This window comes from Thiorhodovibrio winogradskyi (genome assembly GCF_036208045.1).
Lineage (GTDB): Bacteria > Pseudomonadota > Gammaproteobacteria > Chromatiales > Chromatiaceae > Thiorhodovibrio > Thiorhodovibrio winogradskyi.
In genome coordinates this window covers 1,437,429-1,461,977 of the sequence record NZ_CP121472.1, presented here as the reverse complement: position 1 = coordinate 1,461,977, position 24,549 = coordinate 1,437,429, and the positions used below count along the sequence as shown (strand labels likewise).

The 24,549-nt window shown below is 60.3% G+C and carries 20 protein-coding genes; 12 read left to right on the top strand and 8 right to left on the bottom strand.

Annotation, left to right across the window (positions count from 1 at the left end):
• Positions 1 to 211: 211 nt before the first annotated feature.
• From Thiowin_RS06640 to Thiowin_RS06630, 3 genes are all read left to right on the top strand, one after another.
• The gene (locus Thiowin_RS06640; protein ID WP_328986957.1) at positions 212 to 607 is read left to right on the top strand and encodes a DUF4150 domain-containing protein; all 396 of its coding nucleotides are present in this window, start codon (positions 212 to 214) and stop codon (positions 605 to 607) included.
• Between the two features lie 93 nt (positions 608 to 700).
• Complete coding sequence (locus Thiowin_RS06635) at positions 701 to 3,325, top strand: type VI secretion system Vgr family protein (protein WP_328986956.1); 2,625 nt, start codon at positions 701 to 703, stop codon at positions 3,323 to 3,325.
• Positions 3,326 to 3,839: 514 nt separating this feature from the next.
• Positions 3,840 to 5,081, top strand: a complete 1,242-nt coding sequence (locus Thiowin_RS06630; protein ID WP_328986955.1) for an amidohydrolase family protein — start codon at positions 3,840 to 3,842, stop codon at positions 5,079 to 5,081.
• Positions 5,082 to 5,097: 16 nt separating this feature from the next.
• Here the strand turns inward: Thiowin_RS06630 and Thiowin_RS06625 are convergent, their stop codons facing one another.
• A complete protein-coding gene (locus tag Thiowin_RS06625; protein ID WP_328986954.1) occupies positions 5,098 to 5,397 on the bottom strand; it encodes a hypothetical protein in 300 nt (99 codons plus the stop codon).
• A gap of 47 nt (positions 5,398 to 5,444) precedes the next feature.
• On the opposite strand from Thiowin_RS06625, the gene Thiowin_RS06620 reads away from it, so the two are divergent.
• The 6 genes from Thiowin_RS06620 (at position 5,445) to Thiowin_RS06595 (ending at position 10,506) form a co-directional block, all read left to right on the top strand.
• Positions 5,445 to 5,789 carry a hypothetical protein gene (locus tag Thiowin_RS06620; RefSeq protein WP_328986953.1) on the top strand — a complete coding sequence of 115 codons (345 nt, stop codon included), beginning with the start codon at positions 5,445 to 5,447 and terminating at the stop codon, positions 5,787 to 5,789.
• 156 nt (positions 5,790 to 5,945) lie between these two features.
• On the top strand, positions 5,946 to 6,743 hold the full coding sequence (locus Thiowin_RS06615) for a DUF4198 domain-containing protein (protein ID WP_328986952.1): 798 nt from the start codon (positions 5,946 to 5,948) through the stop codon (positions 6,741 to 6,743).
• A gap of 12 nt (positions 6,744 to 6,755) precedes the next feature.
• Positions 6,756 to 7,388 (top strand): cobalt transporter CbiM, encoded by a 633-nt coding sequence (cbiM, locus tag Thiowin_RS06610; protein WP_328986951.1) that lies wholly within the window; start codon positions 6,756 to 6,758, stop codon positions 7,386 to 7,388.
• On the top strand, positions 7,381 to 8,043 hold the full coding sequence (locus Thiowin_RS06605; protein ID WP_328986950.1) for a carboxypeptidase-like regulatory domain-containing protein: 663 nt from the start codon (positions 7,381 to 7,383) through the stop codon (positions 8,041 to 8,043). Before cbiM ends, Thiowin_RS06605 begins: the two co-directional genes overlap by 8 nt.
• Positions 8,040 to 8,801 carry a cobalt ECF transporter T component CbiQ gene (gene cbiQ, locus Thiowin_RS06600; RefSeq protein ID WP_328986949.1) on the top strand — a complete coding sequence of 254 codons (762 nt, stop codon included), beginning with the start codon at positions 8,040 to 8,042 and terminating at the stop codon, positions 8,799 to 8,801. The genes Thiowin_RS06605 and cbiQ overlap by 4 nt, the downstream gene beginning before the upstream one ends.
• Before the next feature lie 745 nt (positions 8,802 to 9,546).
• Entirely contained in the window at positions 9,547 to 10,506 is a 960-nt protein-coding gene (locus tag Thiowin_RS06595) for a D-alanyl-D-alanine carboxypeptidase family protein (RefSeq protein WP_408034171.1), read from the top strand.
• Between the two features lie 202 nt (positions 10,507 to 10,708).
• On the opposite strand, the gene Thiowin_RS06590 is transcribed toward Thiowin_RS06595, so the two are convergent.
• From Thiowin_RS06590 to Thiowin_RS06575, 4 genes are all read right to left on the bottom strand, one after another.
• Positions 10,709 to 11,167 carry a hypothetical protein gene (locus Thiowin_RS06590; protein WP_328986947.1) on the bottom strand — a complete coding sequence of 153 codons (459 nt, stop codon included), beginning with the start codon at positions 11,165 to 11,167 and terminating at the stop codon, positions 10,709 to 10,711.
• A gap of 50 nt (positions 11,168 to 11,217) precedes the next feature.
• On the bottom strand, positions 11,218 to 12,345 hold the full coding sequence (locus Thiowin_RS06585) for a hypothetical protein (RefSeq protein WP_328986946.1): 1,128 nt from the start codon (positions 12,343 to 12,345) through the stop codon (positions 11,218 to 11,220).
• A gap of 37 nt (positions 12,346 to 12,382) precedes the next feature.
• Entirely contained in the window at positions 12,383 to 13,429 is a 1,047-nt protein-coding gene (locus Thiowin_RS06580; protein ID WP_328986945.1) for a YncE family protein, read from the bottom strand.
• A gap of 263 nt (positions 13,430 to 13,692) precedes the next feature.
• Positions 13,693 to 14,895, bottom strand: coding sequence for a hypothetical protein (locus tag Thiowin_RS06575; RefSeq protein ID WP_328986944.1), 1,203 nt, complete (start codon positions 14,893 to 14,895; stop codon positions 13,693 to 13,695).
• Between the two features lie 348 nt (positions 14,896 to 15,243).
• Between Thiowin_RS06575 and Thiowin_RS06570 the strand changes: the two genes are divergently transcribed.
• From Thiowin_RS06570 to Thiowin_RS06560, 3 genes are read left to right on the top strand one after another with little or no spacing between them, the layout of a single operon-like run.
• Entirely contained in the window at positions 15,244 to 17,871 is a 2,628-nt protein-coding gene (locus Thiowin_RS06570; RefSeq protein ID WP_328986943.1) for a type VI secretion system Vgr family protein, read from the top strand.
• Positions 17,872 to 17,888: 17 nt separating this feature from the next.
• A complete protein-coding gene (locus tag Thiowin_RS06565) occupies positions 17,889 to 21,722 on the top strand; it encodes a DUF2169 family type VI secretion system accessory protein (RefSeq protein ID WP_328986942.1) in 3,834 nt (1,277 codons plus the stop codon).
• Positions 21,719 to 22,786 carry a pentapeptide repeat-containing protein gene (locus Thiowin_RS06560; RefSeq protein WP_328986941.1) on the top strand — a complete coding sequence of 356 codons (1,068 nt, stop codon included), beginning with the start codon at positions 21,719 to 21,721 and terminating at the stop codon, positions 22,784 to 22,786. Before Thiowin_RS06565 ends, Thiowin_RS06560 begins: the two co-directional genes overlap by 4 nt.
• A gap of 64 nt (positions 22,787 to 22,850) precedes the next feature.
• Here the strand turns inward: Thiowin_RS06560 and Thiowin_RS06555 are convergent, their stop codons facing one another.
• The 3 genes from Thiowin_RS06555 to Thiowin_RS06545 are packed head-to-tail and all read right to left on the bottom strand — an operon-like array spanning position 22,851 to position 24,413.
• Positions 22,851 to 23,405, bottom strand: a complete 555-nt coding sequence (locus Thiowin_RS06555) for a DUF1848 family protein (RefSeq protein ID WP_328986940.1) — start codon at positions 23,403 to 23,405, stop codon at positions 22,851 to 22,853.
• Positions 23,380 to 23,550: a hypothetical protein gene (locus Thiowin_RS06550; RefSeq protein WP_328986939.1), complete on the bottom strand. Its 171-nt coding sequence runs from the start codon at positions 23,548 to 23,550 to the stop codon at positions 23,380 to 23,382. The genes Thiowin_RS06555 and Thiowin_RS06550 overlap by 26 nt, the downstream gene beginning before the upstream one ends.
• On the bottom strand, positions 23,550 to 24,413 hold the full coding sequence (locus Thiowin_RS06545; RefSeq protein WP_328986938.1) for a hypothetical protein: 864 nt from the start codon (positions 24,411 to 24,413) through the stop codon (positions 23,550 to 23,552). Before Thiowin_RS06545 ends, Thiowin_RS06550 begins: the two co-directional genes overlap by 1 nt.
• Positions 24,414 to 24,549 lie beyond the last annotated feature (136 nt).

The window sequence follows — 24,549 nt, the reverse complement described above, 5'->3', positions numbered from 1 at the left end:
CAGCAATTCCATGGTGGGTCGACAAGGGATAGACTACCGCCTGGCACGCGCGCCTCCAGGCATGAAAAAGACGCGTGCCGGCGGCATGTTCGGGCGCCGCCGCAGCCCCGGATCCGGCACGGCAGGGACCATGCGTATACGTATCCCTCCTCCGTCTGCTCGGTTTTTATCCGCTTGGACGGAATCCTCATGCAAAAAAAGGAGCGAGACCATGTTCGCATGCTGTAAATCCAGTGGCATGGCATTCGCCTTCCCGGATGTCTGCAAGGTGCCCACCCCGGGTGGCCCGGTGCCGACTCCCTTACCCAACACGGCGCAAATGGCCCTGGCGCTGCCTGGCGCCAACAAGGTCCTGATCACAGGCGCACCCGCGGTGAACAAGAAATGCAAAATTAGCCTGAGCGAGGGCGACGAGCCCGGCGTTGCCATGGGCGTTCAATCCAACACCATCAAGGGGCCGGCGAAATTCACCAACGGCAGCGCCAAGGTGCGCATCGAGGGCAGCCCGGCGCAGCGCATGGGCGACCCCACCAGCCAGAACAAGGACAACGCCCAACTCGGCAACGTGCTGGCGCCCAGTCAGACCAAGGTGATGATCATGTCCTAGGCAAGGCACCCTGTTTGGCCCGCCGAAAGGGCCCGCCCCGCGCAAGCGCGTTGCGATTCCTTTTTACACAATCCAAGCCCGCGAGAATTATCCATGCCTGTTCTCAAGGAAAACGCCTTTACCTTCGTCAGCAAAGCCTTGCCCGAGGATACCTTCGTCGTCGCCCGCTTCAGCGGCGAGGAAGGTCTGTCCATGCTCTATCGCTTCGATGTCCTGCTGGTCTCGGAGCGACGCGACCTTGACCTGGACGCGGTGCTGCAAAACCCAGCCACTTTCACCATCAAGGGCCTGCTCGGTGGCAAAGAGGATCTACCCTTTCACGGCATTCTGTCCGCCTTCGACCAAATGCATCAGGTTGATGGTTTGGTGTTCTATCGCGCCGAGCTGCGCCCCAAAGCCTGGTGGTTGACCCTGACCCGGCACAACCAGGTGTTTCTGAATCAATCACCAGAGCAATTTGTAGCGGCGGTTCTGGAGGACGGCGGACTGCGCAATGGCCTGGATTTCGACTTTCCGCTCAAGGCCAGCTTCCCCGCCCGCGACTATGTCTGCCAATATGGCGAGTCACATTTTGATTTTTTCTCCCGCTGGATGGAATTTGGCGGTGCCTATTATTGGTTTGAACAGGACGACAAAGGCGAAAAGCTGATCTGTTCGGACTCGCTCATCGCCCACAAAACTCTTCCCGGCTTTGAAACCCTGATCTATTCCGAGCCATCGGGTCTGGATGCCACCAAGGCCGGACAGGTCATCACCTCCTTTCACCTGCGCCAGACCCCGATGCCAAGGCAGGTTCTGCTCAAGGACTATTATTACGAGAAACCTAGCCTTGAGATGAAGGGCCAGGCCCAGGTCGCGGCCAACGGGCGCGGCGAGATGTATCTTTACGGGGATCACGTCCTGACCCAGGCCGGCGCCGCACAGCTCGCGCGCATCCGTGCCGAGGAAATCCGCTGTCGGGAAAAGATTTTTCACGGCCTGTCATCCGTGCCCGGACTGCGCCCAGGTTTCAACTTTAAACTCAACGGCCATTATCGCCAGGATTTCAACCAGGCCTATCTGACCACCCTGGTGCGCCATGAAGGCAGCCAGGAACGCTACCTGGTCGGCGGCCTGGGTTTTAACCGGGTGTCGGACCAAAACGCCTTGTTTTACCGCAACACCTTTGAGTGCATTCCTGCGACCACCCAGTACCGCCCGCCGCGCAAGACCCCAAAACCACGGATTGCCGGCACCCTGTCGGCCAAGATCGATGCCTCTCAATCCGGTCAATATGCGGAACTCGACGACGCCGGACGCTACAAGGTGATCCTGCCCTTCGACCTCTCGGGCCGCGAGGATGGCAAGGCCTCCGCCTGGCTGCGCATGGCCACGCCCTATGCCGGCGAGAATTACGGCATGCACTTCCCGTTGCTCAAGGGGACCGAGGTTTTGATCAGTTTCGACGAAGGGGATATTGATCGCCCGACCATTGTCGCCGCCATTCACAATCCTGAAACGCCCAATCTGGTCACCAGCAAGAACCACGCGGTCAATGCCATCCGCACCGCCGGCGGCAACGAGCTGGCCTTGGGCGACGAACATGGCAAGTCTTACATCGGCATGAAGCTGCCCGCAAGCAAAGGCAGCCTGGTCATGGCCGAAAGCGGCGAGGGTGAGAGCGACGAGGGCAAGTCCACCTTTTTCAATGTGGTGGACGGGCACTTCGAGGGCAGCTTCGATCATAAAACCGAGGTTACCATCGGCACCTCGAACGAAGCCGTGGGCGGGGTCAAGAACGAGGTTTTCGCCGGCGGCAAGGGCGAGGTCCAGGCGGGCCTTGCATGGGAAGCTTGCATCGGCCAGTCATTTGGCTTCACCAAGGGGGACAAAATCGAGTTCGGCTCCGAGTCCTTCTCCTATCACGACAAGAACGAGATGCTTGGCGAGGACAGCGTGGAGATCAAAGCCGGCCTGAACCTCGGCAGCCGCGCCGCGGTGCAAAAGCTCAAGAAAGCCTTCCTGGCCGCCATCGCCACGACACTAGCCGGCTCGGCCTCGACCATGACCACCATGCAGGGCATCCGCAATCCAAAAGACATGTATTCCGAGGGAACCGCCAACACCCTGAAATGGGTCGGGGCCACGGGCGTGGGCCTGGCATCTTTGTTCGGCGCCGGTCTCATGGCCTACATTCGCAGCACCATGAAGGGTATCGAAACCGCCCAAAGCGGTGACTACGCGGCCGTCATGGAACTGTCCAAGGACCATGGCGTGAAAGTCGAGGTGGACAATAGCGTCGGCCCCCAAGCCAAATTGACCATGAAAGTCGGCAATGCGGGCAACTCATCATCGATCGAGATCGCAAGCGAGGGTGAAAAGATCACGCTCACAAACAAAAGCGCTCTCAGCATCGTGCTGGAGGACGGCAAGACCCTGACCGCAAAGAAAACCACGCCCCAAGGTGATGTGGTCATCACCATTGGCAGTCGCAATTCCATTCTCCTGAAATGCCCCGATGGTGGCTCCTTTGAGGTCAGCGCCCAAGGTGTGTTGATGCAAAAACTCAAGGGCGGCGGTTTTTTCCAACTCGATACGAACAAAATCATGATGCAAGCCTCGGCCTCGGAAAATCTCACACTCAACAAGACCTCTGGGATTTCCCTCAAATCCTCGAAGTTCGCGGGCAAGACCACAGGCCCCATGCAACTCGACGGCGGCATCATCAAGCTAGGATAGTGCCCGACCAAAAACTCGAATTTTCGGGCAAACCAGACCCTTATCATTCCAGAAGGAAGGCTGCCGAGGTCTCGATGGCGTTGCGCAGGTCATCCTCAAAGCAGGCGGATGTCGGTTGGGTACGGCACCTTGGTGGCGACGGCGAAGGAAGCGCGGCACGCTTGAAGCGGAACATGAGCGAGGATGGCAAAGACTGCATCGCGCACCCGCTCACTGGTGTGTCATTAGAAATTCCACATCGATTGCCCATAGGCGATTACACTTCGCCGAAACTTTACGCATGAACCCTCCTTTGGGGTGGAGGCTTTTTTTTTCGCTTTAAACAGGAACCTTTGCGATGTCCAAAGCTGTATTCCCCGGGAAGCTCCCGACGAAATCCTTCAACTCCTTAACCTGCCTCTTTGGGACCTTACTCTCCTGCCTGCTGCTTCTGTCCGCGGGGACCTTGATGTTCCCCTCGCCAGGGCTGGCATGGGCTAAGCAGCTGCCCCCGGACGAGGAGACAACTCCCTCCGTGTCGGGTGTCGAAACCGTCACTATCCCTGGTCTGTCTGACTTTCACACCCACACTTCGCTCTACATTGCCTTAATGGAGAGCACCTCCTTCTGGGAAGTTTCCGAGAAAGAAGCGGCCATGGAAATCATTGCCAAACTGCCGGCGGATGACTTGACCCTGATCCAGGGCTGGAACGAGTCTCTTTTCAGCTTCACAGAAGAAGAGCTGGCGTCCATGCCGCCGGTCATCATTGTTCACTATTCCCTCCATAGCATGGTCATGAGTCCGGCCGCGGAAGACATGTTACGCCCGGACTATCCCGACATCGTGGCGCGCTATGGCGATTTTGCCTGGTACCAACGCCACATCAGCGACATCTTGCCGTTCCTGGGTCGCATCCCGAAAATCACCCCGGAGGCAACGGCGGCGCATTTTGAGGAACTGGCGGCGAAAGGCGTGATGCATGTGCAAGACATGCTTTTGGTCAGCGAGGATGCCTTGCGGATCATCTCCGCCTCGCCCATGGCGGATCGGATCAAGTTTTGGGCCGGACCGGACATGTACGCGCGACTGAGTCCCGGGATGCGCGCCAAGGTCTGGGGAATCAAACTCTTTACCGATGGCGGCTTGGGAACGAACACCGCGGCCATGCATCAGCCCTATGCCGGCGAGGAGAACAAGGGTTTGCTGGTGTACGAAGACGATGCCTTGCTGGGGCTGATGCGGGACACCGCTCGCCAGGAGCTGCCCATTGCCCTGCACGCTGTCGGCGACCGGGCCGTGACTCAGATTCTGGACGCGCTCGGTGCGCTAAGCGCTGAAGGGCTTGGCTTTCCGGAAATCCGGGTGGAACACGCACAGTTCATCAGCGAGCAGCAGGCCCGCCAGCTCAAGGAAGCCGGGGTGGTGCTCTCCATGCAGCCCAACTTCTCGCTCGATTCGACCATCTACGCCGAGACCTTGCCCTTAGGCTATGCCGAACGCAACAACCCTTTTCGGATGCTGATCGACCAGGTCGGATATGTACCCGGAAAAGATCTTTTTTTGAGTTCCGACGGCATGCCTCATGGGGTCGAACCGGCGCTGGAGTCGTCCTTGTTTCCGCCGCATTCGGGCCAGCGGCTAGCGCTGGAGGAATTCATCAAGGGCTATACGCGCCCAGACGAGCCGACCCGTCTCGTTGTGGATATCGATACAGAACAGCAGGAGGTGTTCCTCAAGGAGATCCTGTCTGAGGCCAACGCGGACAACCTGGATTAAGTTGACACAAGACAAATCATTCGAGGGTAAAGCCGTGGGCACAATCTCCAACAGCCGCCAGGAAGGAAGCCTGGCCTGGGTGATTTTCTTGTCCTTCGTGGCCACCATTGGCGGTTTTCTGTTTGGCTTCAACGGGCGTGCTTTCCAAGCTGGATGATAGAAACGTCGTGCTCAAAGCCACAGCCTCGCAAAAACTGACCCTGAGCAAGACCTCGGGGATTTCCCTCAAATCCTCAAAATTCGCAGGCAAGACTACAGGCCCCATGCAACTAGATGGCAGCATCATCAAACTAGGTTGATACCACTGCCAGATCATCCATGTCCCCTATGGCGCTTATCTCCAGCTCGCCGAGCGACTCTCGGGTGCCTTCAGAATTCCACGGCGAGTTGGGCAACCAGGGCGATGGCGTTTTCACCGGAGCCGCCATTACGCTCTCCATAGTCGCTGTCGTGGCGAAATACAAAGGACAGATCTGTGTTATCCAACACTTCAACCGACCATCCAAACAACCAGCTGCATCCCGGCAGTTCCAGCGCAACAGCTTCCTCGGTGCCTTGACACCCGCAGGGTGTCGGAACCTTGTTGTCACCATTGAAGGCTTAGAGACTGCCATTGAAGCCCTCATGGATAAAGCCAAGCTGGGCGGCGGTTTGCATGCCGCGCCGATCTTCCACATCAGCGCATCGGAGACCAGGTTGGTCACATAGGCGCCGAAGGGCAGTTAGTATTGACCGGCGGTAGAGAACAGCAGCGAGACGTCCGGGTTGTCAATGTTGATAAAGGCTAGGCCGGCCGGCTGCGATAGTATGATAAAATAGTTTTTTATAATACTGTTGCCAGAACACCTGACTCGGAGGCCCCTCATGCATCACCTAAGCTTGGAATCTAACCCCATCCAGCGGCTTGCCCCAACCCTGGGGATCGCCCTCCTCCACTTCTGCCTGCCAGCGTCTGCCCACTTCCAGGAACTCATTTCCTCAACCGAGATCGTCGATCAGACCACCGCCGAAGAACTCACACTCCAGCTCAGCTTCACCCATCCGATGGAGCAAGGACCGGCAATGGCTATGGGCAAACCCGAGCGTTTCGGGGTCTTGACAGGCGAGGGGCAGCAAGATCTACGCGAAAGCCTGCAGTCCGTCGAGGTCGATGGTCAGCTCGCCTATCAGGCGGACTATGTTGTGCGCGCGCCTGGAGATTATGTCTTTTTCGTCGAACCCGCCGCCTATTGGGAGCCGGCCGAGGGTGTGATGATCGTCCACTACACCAAAACCGTCGTGGATGCCCATGGCGCCGGCGATGGCTGGGATCGGATGGTGGGTTTCCCGGTTGAGATCCAACCCCTGACCCGACCCTATGGGCTCTGGGCGGGGAACCTCTTCACCGGAGTAGTCAAGAGAAATGGCGAGCCAGTCCCTTTCGCCGAGGTCGAGGTGGAATGGCGCAACGATGGCAGTCTTAAGCCACCCGCCGATGCCTTTATCACCCAGGTGGTCAAGGCCGACAGCCAGGGAGTCTTTAGCTACGCCATGCCGCGCGCGGGTTGGTGGGGCTTCGCGGCACTCATCGAAGGCGATCAACCCATGCCAAACCCGGATGGCACGCCGGTTCCGGTTGAACAGGGCGCGCTCATCTGGGTGCGCGCGCGCGACATGCGCTAGGATGCGCCCACCATGGCCCATATCCCTGATGGGGTTCTCAGCGCCCCCGTCCTGACCTTGGGCGCCGTGGTCACGGCCGGCATGCTGGCTGTGGCTCTGCGCCGCCTGGATGACGAACGCCTGCCCCAAACGGCCGTGCTGGCAGCGACCTTTTTTGTCGCTTCCCTCATCAGCATTCCACTGGGACCAAGCAGTGTGCATCTGCTGCTCAATGGGCTAATGGGCTTACTACTGGGCTGGATGGCCGTGCCGGCGCTCTTCGTCGCCCTGATGTTGCAGGCGGTTTTTTTTGGCTTTGGTGGCCTGGTGGTCCTGGGTGTCAACACCATGAACCTGGCGCTGCCAGCGCTCTTCTGTGCCGCGGCCCTGCGCGCCCCGCTGCGCCGCGCCGATCCGCCCCAAGCCTGGCTGATCGGCACCCTGGCGGGTGTTGCCGGAGTACTGCTGACCGGCGTCGCGGTAGCCCTGAGCCTGGCGCTAAGCGGCAAACCCTTTGTGCCGGCGGCCAAGACCCTGGTGGTCATCTCGCTGCCACTGGCGGTGGTGGAGGGACTGATCACCGCGACCATTGTCAGTTTTCTGCTGCGGGTCGCTCCGGAGCTCGTGTTTCACACCGAGACCAACCACGATGAATCACATGATTGAACTTGTCCCTGAAGCCATCCCCGCAGCCGCCTGGCATCTGCTGCTCCGGGTTGGCGCGGGTGCTGGGGCATTGATACTCCTGCTCAGCGCCAATCCAGTCCTCGCCCACAAGCTTCAGGTATTCGCCGCGGTTGAGGGCAGCAGCCTCTCGGGCACGGCCTACTTCACCGGCGGCAGCCCGGCCAGCGGCGCGCGGATCATCATCACCAATGCGGCCGGTGAGCCCATGGCCGAACTGGAGCCGACCGCAGATGGCCGCTTCAGTTACCAGATCAACGCACCGGTGGCGCATCGGGTGATCGCCGAGACGGCGGACGGTCATCGCGCCGAGTGGCAAATCCCGGCCGCGGCGCTGGCTGGCGCCTTTTCACAGGCAGCCGCCGATACACCAGCCATTGCCGCCAAGCAAAGCCCCGAGCCGACCGCCGAACGGGGACCCGCCGCCGGCGAGTCACAGGCACCCGCTCAGTTACACCAAATGCCCCCTGCGCTAGAAGCTGCCCTCGCTCGCCAGCTGCGTCCCCTGCGCGAGGAACTGCTGGCAACGCGCGAGGCGCTGCGGTTGCAGGATATCCTCGGAGGCATCGGCTATATTTTTGGCCTCTCTGGCCTAGCTCTGTGGTGGCGCTGTCAACGCTCGCGGTCGGACCAATGACCGCCGCAGCTCCGCTACTGGCTCCGCGCGGCGGGGGACGTCTCAAACATCACGATCCGCGCGCCCTGGTGATTGCCACACTGCTCTTCGCGCTCATCACCCTTAGTCTGGATTCCCTTGTGACTGCTGGCCTGGCCCTCGCCCTGGCGGTAATGACGGTCATGCTCGCCGGCTTGACCTTGCGTGAACTGATTTGGCGTCTGCTGGTGTTTGAAAGCCTGATGCTTGTACTGCTACTAACGCTGCCCTTCAGCGTGCCAGGGGATAGGCTGTTCGCACTCGGGCCAATGACCGCCACACAGGCCGGGGTCACGCTCGCCGCCCTGATCGTTCTCAAGGCGCACGCCGTTGCACTAGCAGTCATGGGAATGCTTAGCCGCCTGGAGCCAGCCGTGCTAGGCCATGCGCTAGCGCGCCTTGGCCTTCCCAACCGGCTGGCACATCTACTGCTCCTGACCCTGCGCCAAATCGCGCTACTGCACCAGGAGTTTTCGCGTCTGCGCCTGGCGATGCGCGCGCGCGGCTTTGTCGCACGCAGCAACCGTCACACCTGGACCAGCTATGGCCAGCTCATCGGCATGCTGTTGGTGCGCAGTCTCCACCGCGCGCGGCGCATTGAGGCGGCGATGCGCTGTCGCGGCTTTCGAGGCCGCTTTTACCTGCTCGACAGCAGCCGCTGGCGCGCCGCGGACACCCTCTCACTACTGGGATTGCTGGTGATGCTGGCAGGACTGCTGGCGCTAGATCAGTCGACATAAAACTTGTGAACATCGACGGGGTGGTCTCGATAGAAAATTTCCGCGACGGGAAAGATTGGGGCGTCGATTACCACCGAATCGAGCATCTGTAGTCCAATCAGACTAGCCACCCTGTTCCATCTGGTTCAAATGAAGCCATTGTAGCCAGGGGCAGGCTGAAAGCGAAAACTGCATCAACGCGAGGCTCCCCGGCTACATTGGCTGCAATGGCTTCAGGAAAGCGGCGCGCCTGGGGCATCTTCATGCCAGGACTTTCCCCAGTTACTCCACCCCAACGGCCTTAAAGGCGGCATCCACCGGATCGGCATAAAACGCGATTTGGAACCTGGCGAACAGCTCACCGGGGACAGCGAGCCGCCTTCGGACGCACCATGGCGAGCGTGCGATATCGGAAAAGTCGGTTGAAGAACACACTGATCAACAACGCGAGAAGATCAGACTGCTTGTCTTCAACCAAGCGGGGAATCACAACGGCGGGAAGTAGAGTTGTCTTGACAATATAGGCTAGGCGGCGGGTCTTTGTTAGCTCCCAACTGGGTCGGCAGCAACCGCGACTTTCCGAGCTCGACCGCCCGGTGACTCCACGAACCGACCCTTGACCCCATTCACGGCATCCACCAATAATTGCCCACCCGAAATGCATCCAGAACTCAACAAAACCGTCGACATGACTTGGTTGTCCGCATCGCGCTTCGTCCTACGCTTTTTTTCCGACCGCTTACCCAGGCATTCGGGCTGGATTCCAATGCTTAAGTTGCTGCTCGGTATCCTGATCCTGAGTGCAGCATCCTGTGCGTCAAATCACGAAAACCGCCCAGATGATGTGCCGCGGCCGGCGGCAGCTCCGGTGATCGAGGCGCAAGACTGGTCACAGACAACGGGTGGCTCGGCGCTGGATGAGTGGATTGCAGCGAATCTGCGGCCCAGAGCCAGTCGCTGGACGCGGCTTGACCCGTCACTTCTGAATCTGCATTCCGCCAGTGCACTGATCGTCGATGAACACGGCAACCGTCTCTACACTAAGAACGTTCAGCAGATCAAACCCATCGCCTCGATTACCAAGCTGATGACTGCAATGGTGGTGCTGGATGCGGGAGTGCCAATGAAGACACCCATCAAAATCGTCGAGGATGATCGCGACCGGCTGCGTAACAGCCGCTCGCGACTGCGTATCAATGAGGCGACCCTGTCGCGCGGGGAGATGATCGCTGTTTCGGTGATGTCATCTGATAATCGAGCCGCCCATGCCCTGGCCCGGACAACCTTTCGCGGTGGTACCCCGGCTTTTATTGCGGCAATGAACCGCAAAGCCAAATCACTGGGGATGTCCAACACCCATTTCGCCGATTCGAGCGGACTCAATGGGAACAATCGCTCCAACGCCGAGGATCTGGTCAAGTTAGTGAGGGCAGCGGACACTTACCCCTTCATACGGGCAATCACCGCGAAAGGTGAAATGACAGTGCGGCCCTTTGCCGACGGAAGTCCACTGCATTATCGCAACAGTAATTCGCTGGTCAGGGATCCCACCTGGCAAATCGATGTTAGCAAGACCGGGTTTATCAGAGAATCCGGTTATTGTCTGGTGATGCAAGCCCGTATCGACAACCGCCGGGTCATTATGATTTTTCTCGATTCACCTGTCCTATGGGCCAGGGTTAGCGACTCGACACAGGTGCGCGACTGGCTCCTGGGCAAAAACTAGGCTAACAGTTTGACAACCCGAGCGAAGCGAATCACCTGCTTGATTCCCATCCCGCAACATCTTGGAAAGTCCGGGCCAGGCTATCCATGACGCCTTTGGGTATCTTTCACTAGGGTCCGCGGGTTCCTCGTCACAGCGAGCGCGACTTTGTCGCTAATGCCTCGCAACATGTTATTGGGTCGATGACCGCGGTTTTACGCAATCACCACAAGCGAAAATCCAAGCTGTCCCCGACGCTCTCATAATAGGTGCCATCAATGGCGAATTGGTCGGTGTCTTCTTCTTGTAGAATTATCCAGCCGGTCTCCCTGTTGTCACCGTAATAAAGCACATACTTCAGCCGGACTTCGCGTTTTGTTGAGAAAAGATTGTAGATAACACTATCCCTGATCAACTCGTTCGCCGAGATGACGCCCTTTTCTTGTTGTCGTTTCTCATGTCCCGCGGAGAAGGTCTCCAGCGGTACCTCCTTGCGATAATCCTCGCTCAGCAAGTCATAGGCGCGATCATACTCATCCGCTGCCACCATGGCGATGTAAGGTTGCACGATTTGCTTGTCCAAATCGGCCAGCATGACCATTTCGCCACCACGACTGCGAATAAAAAAGACCAGGAAAGCGATCAGGAGAACGACCACCAATCCGGTGACAAGCCACTTCATACCGCCTCCTAAACTAAGGATAGTCCAATATTCCAGTACGATACGCTTGGTTATTGGCCTTGATCGAACCGGGACATGAGATCATGCGCTCTTTGCTGGAGGTCTCTTGCGTTGTCCTTGAACGATGAGGACTCCGCGACCATGACGTTCCTGTCATCATCGAGCCAGCGAATCATCCTGTCATGCTGAAAGTAAAAGCGATCTTCCGTGATGCTTGTCTTCTCGGCGTCGAAGGCTTCCAAATCCATGGCATCGGCCTCTTGCTGGCCAAGATAAAAAGGCGCGTTATATTGATGCCTTGCCCGTAGTACAAAAATCAAGAAACCCTCGCTGAAGTAAAACTCCTCGCGTGTCATTCCGGTATCGAAGTAAAGCTCGAGTTCAATTAGGCGAATACGCCCATCAGGATCGCGAAACGCCTTTGCTTCACCTCCCTCGGTCGATAAATCGAGAATGTCTGCTTGCTCGGTCGCCAGTCGCGGCAATGCCTCGCGGATCGACTGATATTCACCACGAATGAAAGGGATGCCCAATTTCCGGTTCGCGGGTTGGGTCGCTTGCAGGGTCGATTGTTTGATCAGGCCGACCGTGGTTGCCTTGGGGCCGATGTACCGCGCCAGGACATAGTCGTGGGCCTGCTCGTGCTGTATCGGAACGCTTTGGACCAGATCGCCTTGAACGACATAGGCTTGCCTCAGGATCGGCGGCGCGGGCATAACCACATAAAAACGCGACACGGGCGTGATGACGCGAAACTCCTCGACGGCAGTAAAGCCATCCCGGCTGAAGCGCGCACCCGGCCAGTTGGCTCCGCAAAATGACAGGACGCCCGCCACCTGCTCCATGCGCACCCCGCCCTCGGCCACCTGGATGGCCAGGGTGCCCTGACCATCCTGGTAGTGATAAAGGCCATTGCCCACCAAGCCCGCCACACCAGCGCCGTCGCAGATATGTGCTGCGGGCCCGAAAACCGAGGAATAGGAAAACGACAGGGCATCGCCCGCCAACATCAGCGAAAGCGACCCCTGGGCATTGCGCCAGCTTCCGCTTGGGTCAATGGCATTGTCCAGCCGCGCAGCCCAGGCGGTGGACAATGCCGGGTATATGACGGCGAACGCGGTCAGAACCGCGACAAGATAGGAAGTCCGCGGACTGAGCTGCGTTGCCTTTGTCATCATGATGACCCCAAGCGGAACCGTGCTTAGCAGATAGGGCTTAGAAGATGGGTGTGCTCTTCGCGAACATGCCACCAGGTTTGACCGTGACAATACGGTAACCCGATGTCGCGCCATAGGCGGTGCCATCCTCGGAGATGGCGAAATCCTTGAAATACTCGGGCCAACCCTGGAGTCGGTCGGGACTGAAGGTCATCATGCTGACAGCGCCAACCTTGGTGTAAGTCCCTTTCGCCAGGCCACCGGTCAGGAGAATGCTCTGATCATGCGAGAAACCTGTTCCGTAGTTGAATCCATTGTCCAGCTTGAACAAACTCACCTCGCCCTCTGGGGTGATTTTTGCGTTCAAGTCGCTGTAATTCACCGCAACGCCGGCTTCGCCATCAAAGAGAACTTTCATCCCTGTCATGCTGGGTGAATAGTAGGTCTTTTGTTCCCACAGCGGCTCCCCACTGGGAACCTTGAACACCAGGAATTGGGTCGTTTTCCCGTCATGCTTCAGCCTGAACTCATCCCCCTCCAGACCGCGCAGATCCGCTGGCTTGGGTTCTTTTGGTTCTGATTCGTCATTGACGCTTTCAGTCAGAATGCCAAGGCGTTCTCCCGCGGCATCGAGCCCTAGGGCCGCGACCTTCTGCCCCTTGGGCAAGGTGACACGGCCTTGCTCGCTAAGATCGCTTATGTCGAGAAAGCTGATGCTATGCCCGTTGTGATCTGGGTTTAGCACCGCGACGCGATTCACTGCCCGGGCGACGCTCATTTTCTCGGACTTCGGCCGATTTCCCGCCACCTGCCAGCTTGTGGTATCAATGGATAGCAGGTTTCCATCGGAGGCCTCCGCCAGAAGAACCTTGCCATCCTTGTCGAAATCCAGCTTGACGATGCAGGTTCCAAGCCAAACCCGGTTGACGATCTCCATGTCCGCCGCATTCAGCACATAGAGCGTGCGGTTATCCCCGGCCGTCACCAGGGTATCCTCATCCGGGGAAAGCGCGACAGCCAGGCCGCCGAGAGGTGTACCCGCCATGGGCGCGCTGGCAAACACCGAAATCATTCCCACAAGACCCAGAATCGTGATTTTTTTCATTGGTTTGTCTTCTCATGTTGAAGCGCTGGCGACCTGTGACCCGCCTTTTTCAGCGCCTTGGATCCATCGGTTACCTTTCTCTTGGCGCGCCAATCTTAGCCCAAACAAGAGTGCCAAAGCCGGACTTTTCGGCGCTGCTCTCTTGCAGGCTCATCAGCCTGCGTGTTCCAGAGAGATAATATGCCGACTTGATGACTTGGTTTTTGTCCCGCTTATGATCAAGGTCGCCTCGCTCGTTAGCATGACCCGGCGCTGCCTTCGCCTTAGCGATGCGGACGATAAGGGGAGACAACAAAAAGCACCGCGAGCGCGGCAAGCGCCAGCACCGCCAAGGCGCTGCTCAAGCGGTGGGCCCGCCGCCAGCCTGGGTTGGATTTACGCACAATGCGGAAATCTTGAACATAGACGGTCTCACAGGCGCCGTTGCCAGTGTCGGTGCGCGAGGTGCTGGTGCCACGATGAAACCCGCCATCATGGGAATAGCGTGCGAGTTGCCCGGAGAACGCGATCTGATCACCGATTTCGGCTTCCTTGATAGCCTTGTAAAGGTCGGACTCATGCGCCAGGAGATGGTTGTTACTCAGTTGCCGCCAGTCGAAACTGGCCGCGGCCCTGGGGTCGCGGGTCGAGATCCAGCAGGTCCAGGTGGTGTTCTTGTAGTCCATGTCGCGGAACACACCGCTGCTAACATTCTCACCCCAGACCACGCATAGGTCGCGGATATTGAGGAAGTCCTTCCAGTCCTTGAAATGGTAGACATCGATAAAGGCATCACTATCGTGCAGGCTGACCACCACGCCATCGAGTTCATAATCAAACAGCGGCTCGATCAGATAGCGGATGCCTTCCGCCTCCACATGGAAGGGCTCAAGTTCCGTCTTGCTTTGCCGAGGCTCCTGCAGTCGGCCAAGGTCGTAGAACTCGGCGGGCGGAAACTGGTCCTTGCGCCAATTGCTCCACAGGGCGATGGCCAAGCTAGTCAGGAAAACGAGCAGCATCAACTGGCTGACGAGCCTAAAGGGAAAGGTTTCGGCAGGTGCCACGGCAATGGGGTCGCCACCAGCCACGGACTGGCGGCGACGCTCGGCCGCCTCGTACTTATCGAAGACAATACCGCAAAACTGGCAGATGTCGCTTGGCGGTTGTGCCTGGCCACATTTGGGGCAGGAAAACCCGGGTGTGGTGAGCTGCAGATTGGAGGCTTTGGTAAACGCCTGGGCGGCCGGAGCCAAAGCCACGAAGATAGGTTCCAACCGGCAGCCGATGCCAGCGCGTTCGAGTCCACGACGCAGATGTTCGGCGCGCTCCGCGACCAATGGGTTGCGAAAACGGTGGACCCTGCCCTCCAAGAGGTTGCCCGCTTTATCAGGTGTGGTGCCAAGAAGTTTGGCGAGCACCGCCGCTGCTTGCTGGGCATCGGCACCCGGCAGCAAGTGGCCTGTGAGTTCAAGGTGATAGCGATTCATCCGTCAAAACCCGCCCGCTTGACTTGCAACTGGGTGTGACATTTCGGAGCCTGCCATAGGATTCGGAGAGACAACCCAATTCTTCTTGGTCTACTGAGTTGGTCAGGTTGCCTAGGAATTCGTGCGGTTGGCGCTCAGTCTCATTTGTCTTCCGTTCAATTTCCCGCGGTCACCACCTGAGAGACGCTGTACTGTGCCGGTGGAGTCTAGATTCCGGGCTATAATCATGGCTATCGCCACCTCGTTCAACCGCGGCCATCCCGCTTTCTGGGAGGGCTTTCTGGCAGGGAATCCATGGCGAACAAAATGACCTTGTTCAGACGGCAGCCCAGACTATCGGAGGACATCATGCCGCGGCTTTCTGACCATGCTTTTCATTTCCACAGTCAGGCGGTTGATCAAGACACTTTCATGGTGGTTCGCTTCCAGGGCGAGGAGGGGCTGTCGGAACTCTATCGCTTCGAGATCCTGCTGGTCTCGGAGCAGGCCGATCTCGATCTGGATGCCATCCTGCAAAGCCCGGCCACCTTTACCATCAAGACCACCACGTCCCAGGATGGCAAGGGCGACCTACCCTTTCACGGCATCCTCGCCTCCTTCGAGCAACTCCACCAGGCCGATTCCTGGGTGTTCTACCGCGCTGAACTCCGGCCGAAGCTCTGGTGGCTCACTCTCACCCACCACAATCAGGTGTTTCTAAATCAAAAACTGGATGCCTTCCTCGGCGCGGTGCTGAAGGACGGCGGACTCTCGCCAGGGCTGGATTTTGACTTTCAGCTCAAGGAAACATACCCGACCTGGGATTATCTCTGTCAGTACAACGAGTCCCACTTCGCCTTCGTGTCGCGCTGGATGGAACGCGACGGGCTGTATTATTGGTTCGAGCAGAACGACCAGGGCGAGAAGATGATCGCCTCCGATACCCTGATCGCTCACTCCACACTTCCTGGGCATGAGACGTTCGACTATGCCCCGCCCACGGGACTGGACGCGAGCCTCGCCGACCAGGTTATCAAGCGGTTCACGCTCAAGCAAAGTCCGCTCCCCAAGAACGTCCTACTCAAGGGCTACAACTACATGAAGCCCAGCCTAAATCTCAGCGGCAAGGCGCATGTTCAGGACAAGGGACGCGGCGAAATCTATCTCTACGGCGAACATTTCCTCGACACGCACGAAGGCAATCACCTCGCCAAGGTGCGGGCCGAGGAATACCGCTGCCAGGAGAAGGTCTTTCATGGCATGTCCTCCATTCCGGCCCTGCGCCCTGGATATGTCTTTCGCATGCGGCGGCATTTTCGCGACGCATTCAACCAGGATTACCTGACCACGCAAATCCGGCACGAGGGCAACCAGGCGCGCTACCTGTTAAGCGGCCTCGGCCTTGGCGACGAGGAGATGACCGATGAGCTGTTCTACCGCAACAGCTTCCAATGCATTCCCGCGACAACCCAGTTTCGCCCGCCCCGGACCACGTCCAAACCCCGCATCGCCGGATCCCTCACGGCGCGCGTTGACGGCGCCGGCAGCGGACAGTACGCCGAACTCGACCCCCATGGCCGGTACAAGGTGATCCTGCCCTTCGATCTCTCCGGTCGCCATGATGGCAAGGCCTCCTGCTGGCTGCGCATGATCCAGCCCTATGGCGGCCCGAATCACGGGTTGCATTTTCCCCTGCATAAAGACTGCGAGGTGATGCTGCACTTTATCGACGGCGATCCGGACCAGCCGATTATCGCCGGCGCCGCGCCCAATCCGGAAAACCCCAGTCAGGTCAGCAGCGAAAGCGCCTCCATGTGCAAATTAACCACGGCTGGTGGCAACAAGATGCACATCGAGGACCAAGCGGGCAATCAGCGCATCCACCTGGCCTCTCCCATGGCGGGCAGTTGCGTGATCATCGGCGCCTTCCCCACTGGTCCATCCGACCCATCCGGCGGCGGCAATTCCGGCCAATCAAGCGCGGACCATGACCGAGCCGAGAGTGATCATGCACGGGCGGAGACGGATCACTCCACCGCAACCGAGGATCATTCCGCCGCCGCCAGCGACCATACCCAGGCCGCCACGGATCATTCGACAGCATCCAACGATCATTCCACCGCCGCCAGCGATCACACCCAGGCCGCGACGGATCATTCCACGGCGGCCAGCGACCATACCCAGGCCGCCACAGATCATTCCACGGCATCCAGCGACCATGCCCAGGCCGAGACTGACCATGCCCAGACCGCGGCCGACCATGAACAGGTCGAGGCAAATGAACAGCAGATCGACCAGTTGGAAAAGCAAATGGCGGAGAACAAGAAGAACAGCGATGCTGGCAAGGTCTGGGGCGTTCACATCAGCACGAGCAAATTGCTTAAAGTTGATGCCCAGGTTACTAATAAGGCCATTCTCGGGAACGATTTCACCTTCGTCGGCGGTGGCATGGAAAAAGTCGTCGTGGGTGTCGCCGCCGACGCCTTCTTGATCTCCAAGTTCGCCTTCACGGCGGCCATCAAAGGCGAAATGGCTCCCCAAAAGTTCAATATGAGCCTAAACGAAAACAAGCTCGCCACCCAAGTGAATCAGCTCCAGACGCAAGTCAATACCATGCGGGTGGACCACACCAAGCTAAATGGCGCGGTGACTGAGTTGGCCGGAGACATCACCGGCGTATACGCCGAGCAGTGCAAGCTCGCGGGCCAGACCAACAAACTCGCGGGAGAGTCGGCGAAACTGGCCGGACAGGTCAGCACCTTGGCTGGCGAGACCATGCGCCTTGCCGGACTGCAATCCCATCTCGCGGGCTCGGTTCAGGAGTTGGCGGGTGACGTGACCAAACTCGGTGGAGAACATTCCGAACTCGTCAGTGCTCGATCAGAAATCGTTGGGGTTTCCACCCGCATTCTCGCCAAGAAATCCACGGTCGCCGCCCAAAGCGATACCATCGCCACGGAAATGAACACCATCGCGGGACTGATCAATAACTTCTAAGCATTCAGTCCGCGACCATGAAAGTCTTCAAGGACAAAACCGTCTCGCCGCTGTTCAGGCCCATCGGTATCGACGGCGACACCTGGTTGTGCCTGGCCGGACTGGTTTATTTCGATCTGCTCGATCCGGACAGCCTGGACACCGAGCAGAATCTCTGGAGCCAGGTGCCCGGCCAACTGGGGCAGCCGGCGATCATCGATCAGATCGTGCCCAAACCACGTGGCGAGGTGCTGGTTTCCGGGGCTTGCTTTCACCCCGGTGGCGTGGCGCGCGTGGCGCACAAGGCGGGGTTTCGCGTGGGAGAGATCACCAAGGAGGTGGCGGTCTTCGGCGACCGATTTTGGAAAGCTGGCGGGATCACCGATCCTCAAGCCTTCGTCTCCCTGCCGCTGACCTGGGAGCACGCCTTTGGCGGCGAGGGCTTCGCGCGTAACCCGCTGGGCAAGGGCGCTGTGGAGGTGACCGGCGCGGATGGCGTGGCCCGGCGCCCATTGCCAAATATCGAACACCTGGGGCGATTGATCGGCGCGCCCTCGGACCAGCCCGAACCCGTCTGCCTCGGTCCCCTGGATCAGACCTGGCCGCAGCGCAAAGCCAAGGCGGGCACCTATGACGATGTCTGGCTCAAGACTCGCTGGCCCTGGTTCCCCGACAACATGAACTACGAATACTTCAACCAGGCCCAGGACGACCAGTTCCTGGCCAAGGGCTTTTTTCACGGCGGGGAGCCTTTGGAAATCACCGGGATGCACCCCGAGCACCAGCGCATCCAAAGCCAACTGCCCCGACTGCGGCTGCGCGCCTTCACCACGCTGGACAAAGCCTGGAAACCGCACCAATGGCCGCCCGCGCCCCTGCCATCGGAGCCGCTGCGAGAGACGGAAGAATTCCGCGAAATCACCACCCAGATAGACACGGTTTGGCTGTTTCCCTCCTTGCTGCGCGGACTGCTCCTTTTCCGCGGCATGACTCGCATCCAAGATGAGTCCATGGGCGACGCCCGCCGACTACTGCTCGCTCTGGAGCACCAGGACGACCCGCCCAAGAGCATCGAGCACTACCGCGACGATCTGGTCCGCCGCCTGCACCGTGGCGCCGATATCGACATGGCGCCCTTCGAGCAGGCCAAGGAACAACTCACGCCCCTGCTGCGCCGCCTGGGCTCCATCCCCAAGGAAATCGACGATGCGCGGCAAAAAGCCCTGGGCAACCGCCCCTCCATGCCCCTGCCCTCCACCGCTCACTTCGCCCAACTGTCGGCGAAACTGCTGGCCGACGGGCACGGCACCATCAACAGCCTGGAAGCCAAGGCGCGCGAGTTGCAAGCCCGCTTCGGCCACGCCACCGAGGTGGATCTGAGCGTTTTCGACCAGTTTCGCGCCAAGCTCGGCGCCATGGAACAGAAGGTCAAGGCGGCCCTGACCAAGGCCGACCAGACCAAGGCCAAGCTGGAGCAGACGCGCGACAACACCATCGCTCAAATGCGCGCGAACCTGCCGAAATCGCTCAATGACGACCAGCGCAAGAAGCTCGGGCAGATCCCGGATGATCTCCTGAAACCCACATCCCTGGGGCTCTGGCACGACGCGGGTTTCCCGCTCCTGGTCGCGGCCCGCCAACAGCTCGATCTGGACGACGCCGTTCGGGCGGCGCTGAAACAACTGGGTTATGAAAACCTGACATGGAAACGGCACTGGTTCGGAACCTGGCGGGACCCCCTGGCCTTTCACGCCCGCGACTGGGGTCTGGCCGAGACGCCGGCGCGAACGCTGCCCGCCGGCCTCTGGCTGCCGCGCTTCGACGGCAAGACACTCACCGGCCTGTGTCTGCGTCCCATCGCGGCGGACGGCCGCCTGCCCGAGCACCCGGACCAGGATGTCGTCGTGCCCGGCTCGGATGTCACGCCGCTCTTCCTGCCCGCGGCGACCTTGATCGACCTGCCCGGCCTGCCCGCCGCCGCCTCCGCGCCCCTGGTGGTGGCGCCGGACCCCTTCGCGGCCATCTTCCTGGAGCAGGAAATCGGTGATTGCTGCTCCATTCTCGCCCTCGCCTCACCGACCGAGCAACCCGGCGCCGAGGCCGCCCAGGCGCTGAAAACAGCCGACAGCGTCCTGGTGGTGCTGCCCGCGACGGCGCAAGGGGACAGCCGCCTGCTCGCCGCCTGGACAGCCGCCCTGCCAAGAATGGTCCCGGCCATCCTGCCCCAGGGAAGCACGGTGTTCGAGGCCCATGGCCGCAAGGAGGATGTGCGCGGCTGGCTGCTCGACCTGCTGCCCCCGGCCCTGGCCGAGGCCCACCGCCGGGAGATCGTCCTGCCCGCGCCGGGCCAAGCGCCCTCCGGCTCGCCGCTGCGGGGTTCGCTCGCCATGCCGGACCTCAAGACCATCATCCCCGGGGTCATTCAGGAAGTCCGCGCGACCATTGAAGCCCGCATGCAGCCACTCAAGGACGGGATGCAGGCGCGCCAAGCCGAGATGGTCAAGCAAAGCAAAGACATGCTGCGCCGCGCCGGCCAGGATCCGTCCGCGGTGGACAAGGCCCTGTCCGCCAAGCCAGGCGGTTCCTTTCAGGCCTCCGGCGCCCCCTTCGCGAGCGCCCTCAAGGGGCAAAAGGAATCCTTGCGCCAGGCCGGACAACTCACACCGGAACGCGCCGCCCATTTTGACAAGGCCATCACCGACATCACCAGCCGAACCCGCGAGGCAGACGCCCAATTCGCCGCCGGCAAGGAGCAACTGGCCGCCAAGCGCCAGGAACTGGAGCAGGGCCTGGCCAAGCTCAAGGCCATGGAACCGCCGGAGGAGGCCAAGGCGAGGCTGGCGGTGCACGGGCTCGATCCGGACAAGATTCGGCCCCTGACCCGCGAGGAGGTCATCGCGCGCCACGCCCAGGGCGAAAGCCTCGCCGGCGCCATTCTCTCCGGCGTGGACCTGTCGGGCCTGGATTTATCCGGCGCGGACCTGACCATGACCCAACTGAATAAGACCAAGTTCACCAAGACCATCCTCGACCAGGCCCAGTTGGTTCAGTGCATGGCCGGGGAAACGGACTTCGCCGGCGCCTCCCTGCGCGGGGCCAATTTGGACCGGGCCATGCTGCGCCAGGCCTCCTTCGCCGGCGCCGACCTGCGCGATGCCCGCTTGCGCCAAGCCGCCCTGCGCGAGCCCGACCTAAACGGCGCGAACCTGACCGGCGTGGACGCCGAGATGGCCATTATCGAGCAAGCCAAGCTGATCAAGAGCTGCCTGGATGGCGCCAATCTGCGCATGTGCATCCTGGCGGACGCGGACCTGACCGACGCCAGCCTGCGCCGGCTCTCGGCCACGCGCTGCCTGATCAATCGCTGCGTACTCGACCGCGCATCCTTTGTCGAAGCGACCCTGACCCGCACCCTGCTCCAAGCCTGTCGTGGCGAGCGGGTCGCCTTCACCGGAGCCAACCTGGATCATCTGCGCACCTCCAAGGCCACCGACTTGCGCGGCGCCGACCTCACCGGCGCCAGCCTGCGCCAGGCCTCCTTGCGCGACACGGATTTCGCCGGCGCCTGTTTCACCGGCGCCCGGCTCGATGAGGCCATCCTCGAGAACTGCCGCCTGACCGAGACCAAGCTCAAGCGGGCATCCGCCCGCAAGACGCGCTTCCAGGGCTCGAACCTGGAACTCGCCGACCTGCGCGGCGCGAACCTGATGTCCGGTTCACTCAAACGCAGCCGCCTGGTGCAGACCGATCTGACCCTGGCCAACCTCTTCGGTGTGGACTTTTACAAGGCGGTGCTCGGCGAGACTCGGCTGGACGGCGCCCTGCTCAAACGCTCGCTGCTGGAGAAGGGGCGCGAGGACTTGCTCCCATGAGCGCCTTGACCCGCGACCAAGTCCTAAAGGCCATCGCCGATAACCGCACCCTGGACATGGATCTGTCCGGCATCGATCTATCCGGCGCCGACCTGCGCGGCGCGCGTTTTTTTGGCACCGACCTGCGCGGTGCCAAGCTCGCTGGGGCGGACATCTCGCGCACCGGATTCAAGGACAGCGATCTGCGCGGCGCCGATCTGTCGAACACCTCCTGGGTGCAGATGAACATCCAGGGCCTAAACCTGGAAGGCGCGTCCCTGCGCGGCGCGACCATTCACATGTGCCTGATGCAGCAAGCCCGGCTGGCCGGAACCGACTGCACCGGCGCGCGCATCGGCTGGTCCATGGGCCAGGAGAGCGATTTCACCGGCGCCGACCTGCGCGGCGCCCATCTGGAAAAAATGGTTCTCTCCCGCGCGATCCTGACCCAGGCCAACCTCGGCCAGGCCGTGCTCGACCGGGTGGTCTTCCTAAACGCCGTGCTCGATGGCCTATGCCTGGAGGGCGCGCGCCTGGAAAAAGTCCTGCTGCGCGACTGCCTGCTGACAGGGTTTTCCTTCGCCGGCATGACGCTCAATCAAGTCCAGTTCGACGGCTGCGATCTGCGCCAGGCCGATTTTCGCCAGGCCGAGCTGAACATGAGCAACTTCTCCGGCGCCGATCTGAGCGCGGCGAACTTCGAGGGCTGCCAGGGCCAATATGTGATGTTCCTCGGCGCCACCTGCCGCGGCACGCACTTTGTCAAGGCCAAGCTGCCACAGGCCATTTTCAACCAGGCGACCCTGGAGCGCGCCGACCTGTGCGAGGCCAACCTGGTCAATGGTCAGTTTGAGCAAGCCATCTGCCGCACCACGCGCTTTACCGCCGCGTCCCTGCACCACGCCAATTTCTCCCACGCCGAACTGCTCGATTGCGACTTCAGTCAGGCCACGCTCTACATGGCCCGACTGCACCGGGCGAGAATCACCGACACCCGCTTCAAGGACGCCGTCACCCTCTTGATGCGGGAAACCGACGAGGAACTGGCCCAAGCCGAGGACTGGGCCGCCGCGCCCTCATCCTAATCGTCATCCTGATCGCTATCCGGGCCGTCATCTGGGCTCTGCATCTTCGCGGCCCAGTCCCAAATCAACCGAACAAGTCGCCTTGCACTGGCACACGCGCGGCTCCCGCCTTCCCGGTCGAGGTCGCCGGTGGCGCCCGATACCGACCCAGCAGCGATTCCGACGCGGGATCATGCGCCTGCCGATGGCGCCGGGCGGTGGCAAAGCTGCGTGTCGCATAGCAATAAGCGCAACCAAAGGTGCAACTGTCATACATGTCGATGTCGCGGCTTTCGATACAGCCGCAAACCCTGCGCTGGCTCCTGTCCTTGCGTGCCGGAGCCGCCAGGCCGAAGACGCGTCGCATCAGGTCATTGTCAATGCATTTGCCGGGCCGCACACCCCAGAGCCGCAGATCAATGGTTTCGGCACAGCCTTGGATCTCGAAGCACAGTTCGCCCGCCATCCGGGCCAAATCCGCGATCAACTGACCATCTCGAAGCTCGATCCGCGAGACCTGTTTGGCGTTGAAGGGATTAGGCACCGCGAACCATCCTGCCCGCACCCGCTTGATGAACCACTGGCCATAAAAGGCGGGAATGTCAGTGCGCCGGCTAATGCTCAAGATGCGAATGAACATCGTCTCCCGATGACTGAATCGCCCGCGCGGCCAGGGTGCCGGCAGGCTGACCGACGATCTTGATCAACCCAGGGACCACAAAACCGATCAAGACCAGAAACAGAAACAGGAACAAATCGCCTTCATTGTCCAGTAACAGTAACACTATCGCTCCCTATCTGATCCAGGGTCACCACTGGCCTCTAGGCACGAAAAGACAATGATGGCCGCAAACCGAAGAACCCGCGCCACATCTTCGCGCACCTGACTATCCGAGAATGCATCGGGCGCATGCTCGGGCTCAAGCACGAAGTCAACAATTCGAGCCACTAAACGCAGAGTCCCTTGGCGCGTACGCGTGCGCAACCAAACCAGTGGTCGCCCCAGGAAAGACGAACGCGCTACCGCGCTCCGTCCCGAATCGGCCTGCGCGACGCCACCATCCCCTTGCCACCGCGAGAAGGCCCGCACCTCCGGCTGACGCGCGAAATAGTCCACTGCGGCAACCGCGCCTGTCGCCCCAACCAGGGCCAACAGCCCGGTCCCTACCCCGCTGCCACCGCCCGAGAGCCAGATGCCAAGCACGCCCCCGGCGATAGAGGCCGCCGCCCAACGATAAGGCCGCGTGCTCGGCACCGAGACGGGCGATGCGCGTGCGGTGCGCAGCGACACCGTCTGCTTGATCGCGATCTCCAGCATGGACAAGCACTGCCCCTCAATGACTACGCCATCCATCCCGCGCCACTCCAGGTAGTCCCGGCCCAAATCCTCGATCAGCTGGACGTCAAACTGCGAGGCAATCAGACTCCCAAGTTGGCGCGAGTCCAAGACCCTGGTCTCGGCATCCGCCGCCTCGGCGCGGACCCGATCCGCGATCCCATCCAGCCGGTTAGCCCAGCGCAAGCTAAGCTCCTCCAGCCATTTGGTGACATCCAAGCGCGCATCCCTCTCCTCCTTCGAGGAGGCTGCTTCCTCTCCAACCTCCGCAGCGGACGCTTTGCGCTGCGTTCCAGCCTTGTCACTCATCATGATCTCTCTCCATCCCGGTTGACCCAACAATGGCAATTCTCACGCGCGCTGAACCAAGCTGCAAGAAAAGCCAACACCTCGGAATGGAATGATTTCAAACGCCACCCGCCTTCGCCTAGTCAACCCAATACATGGC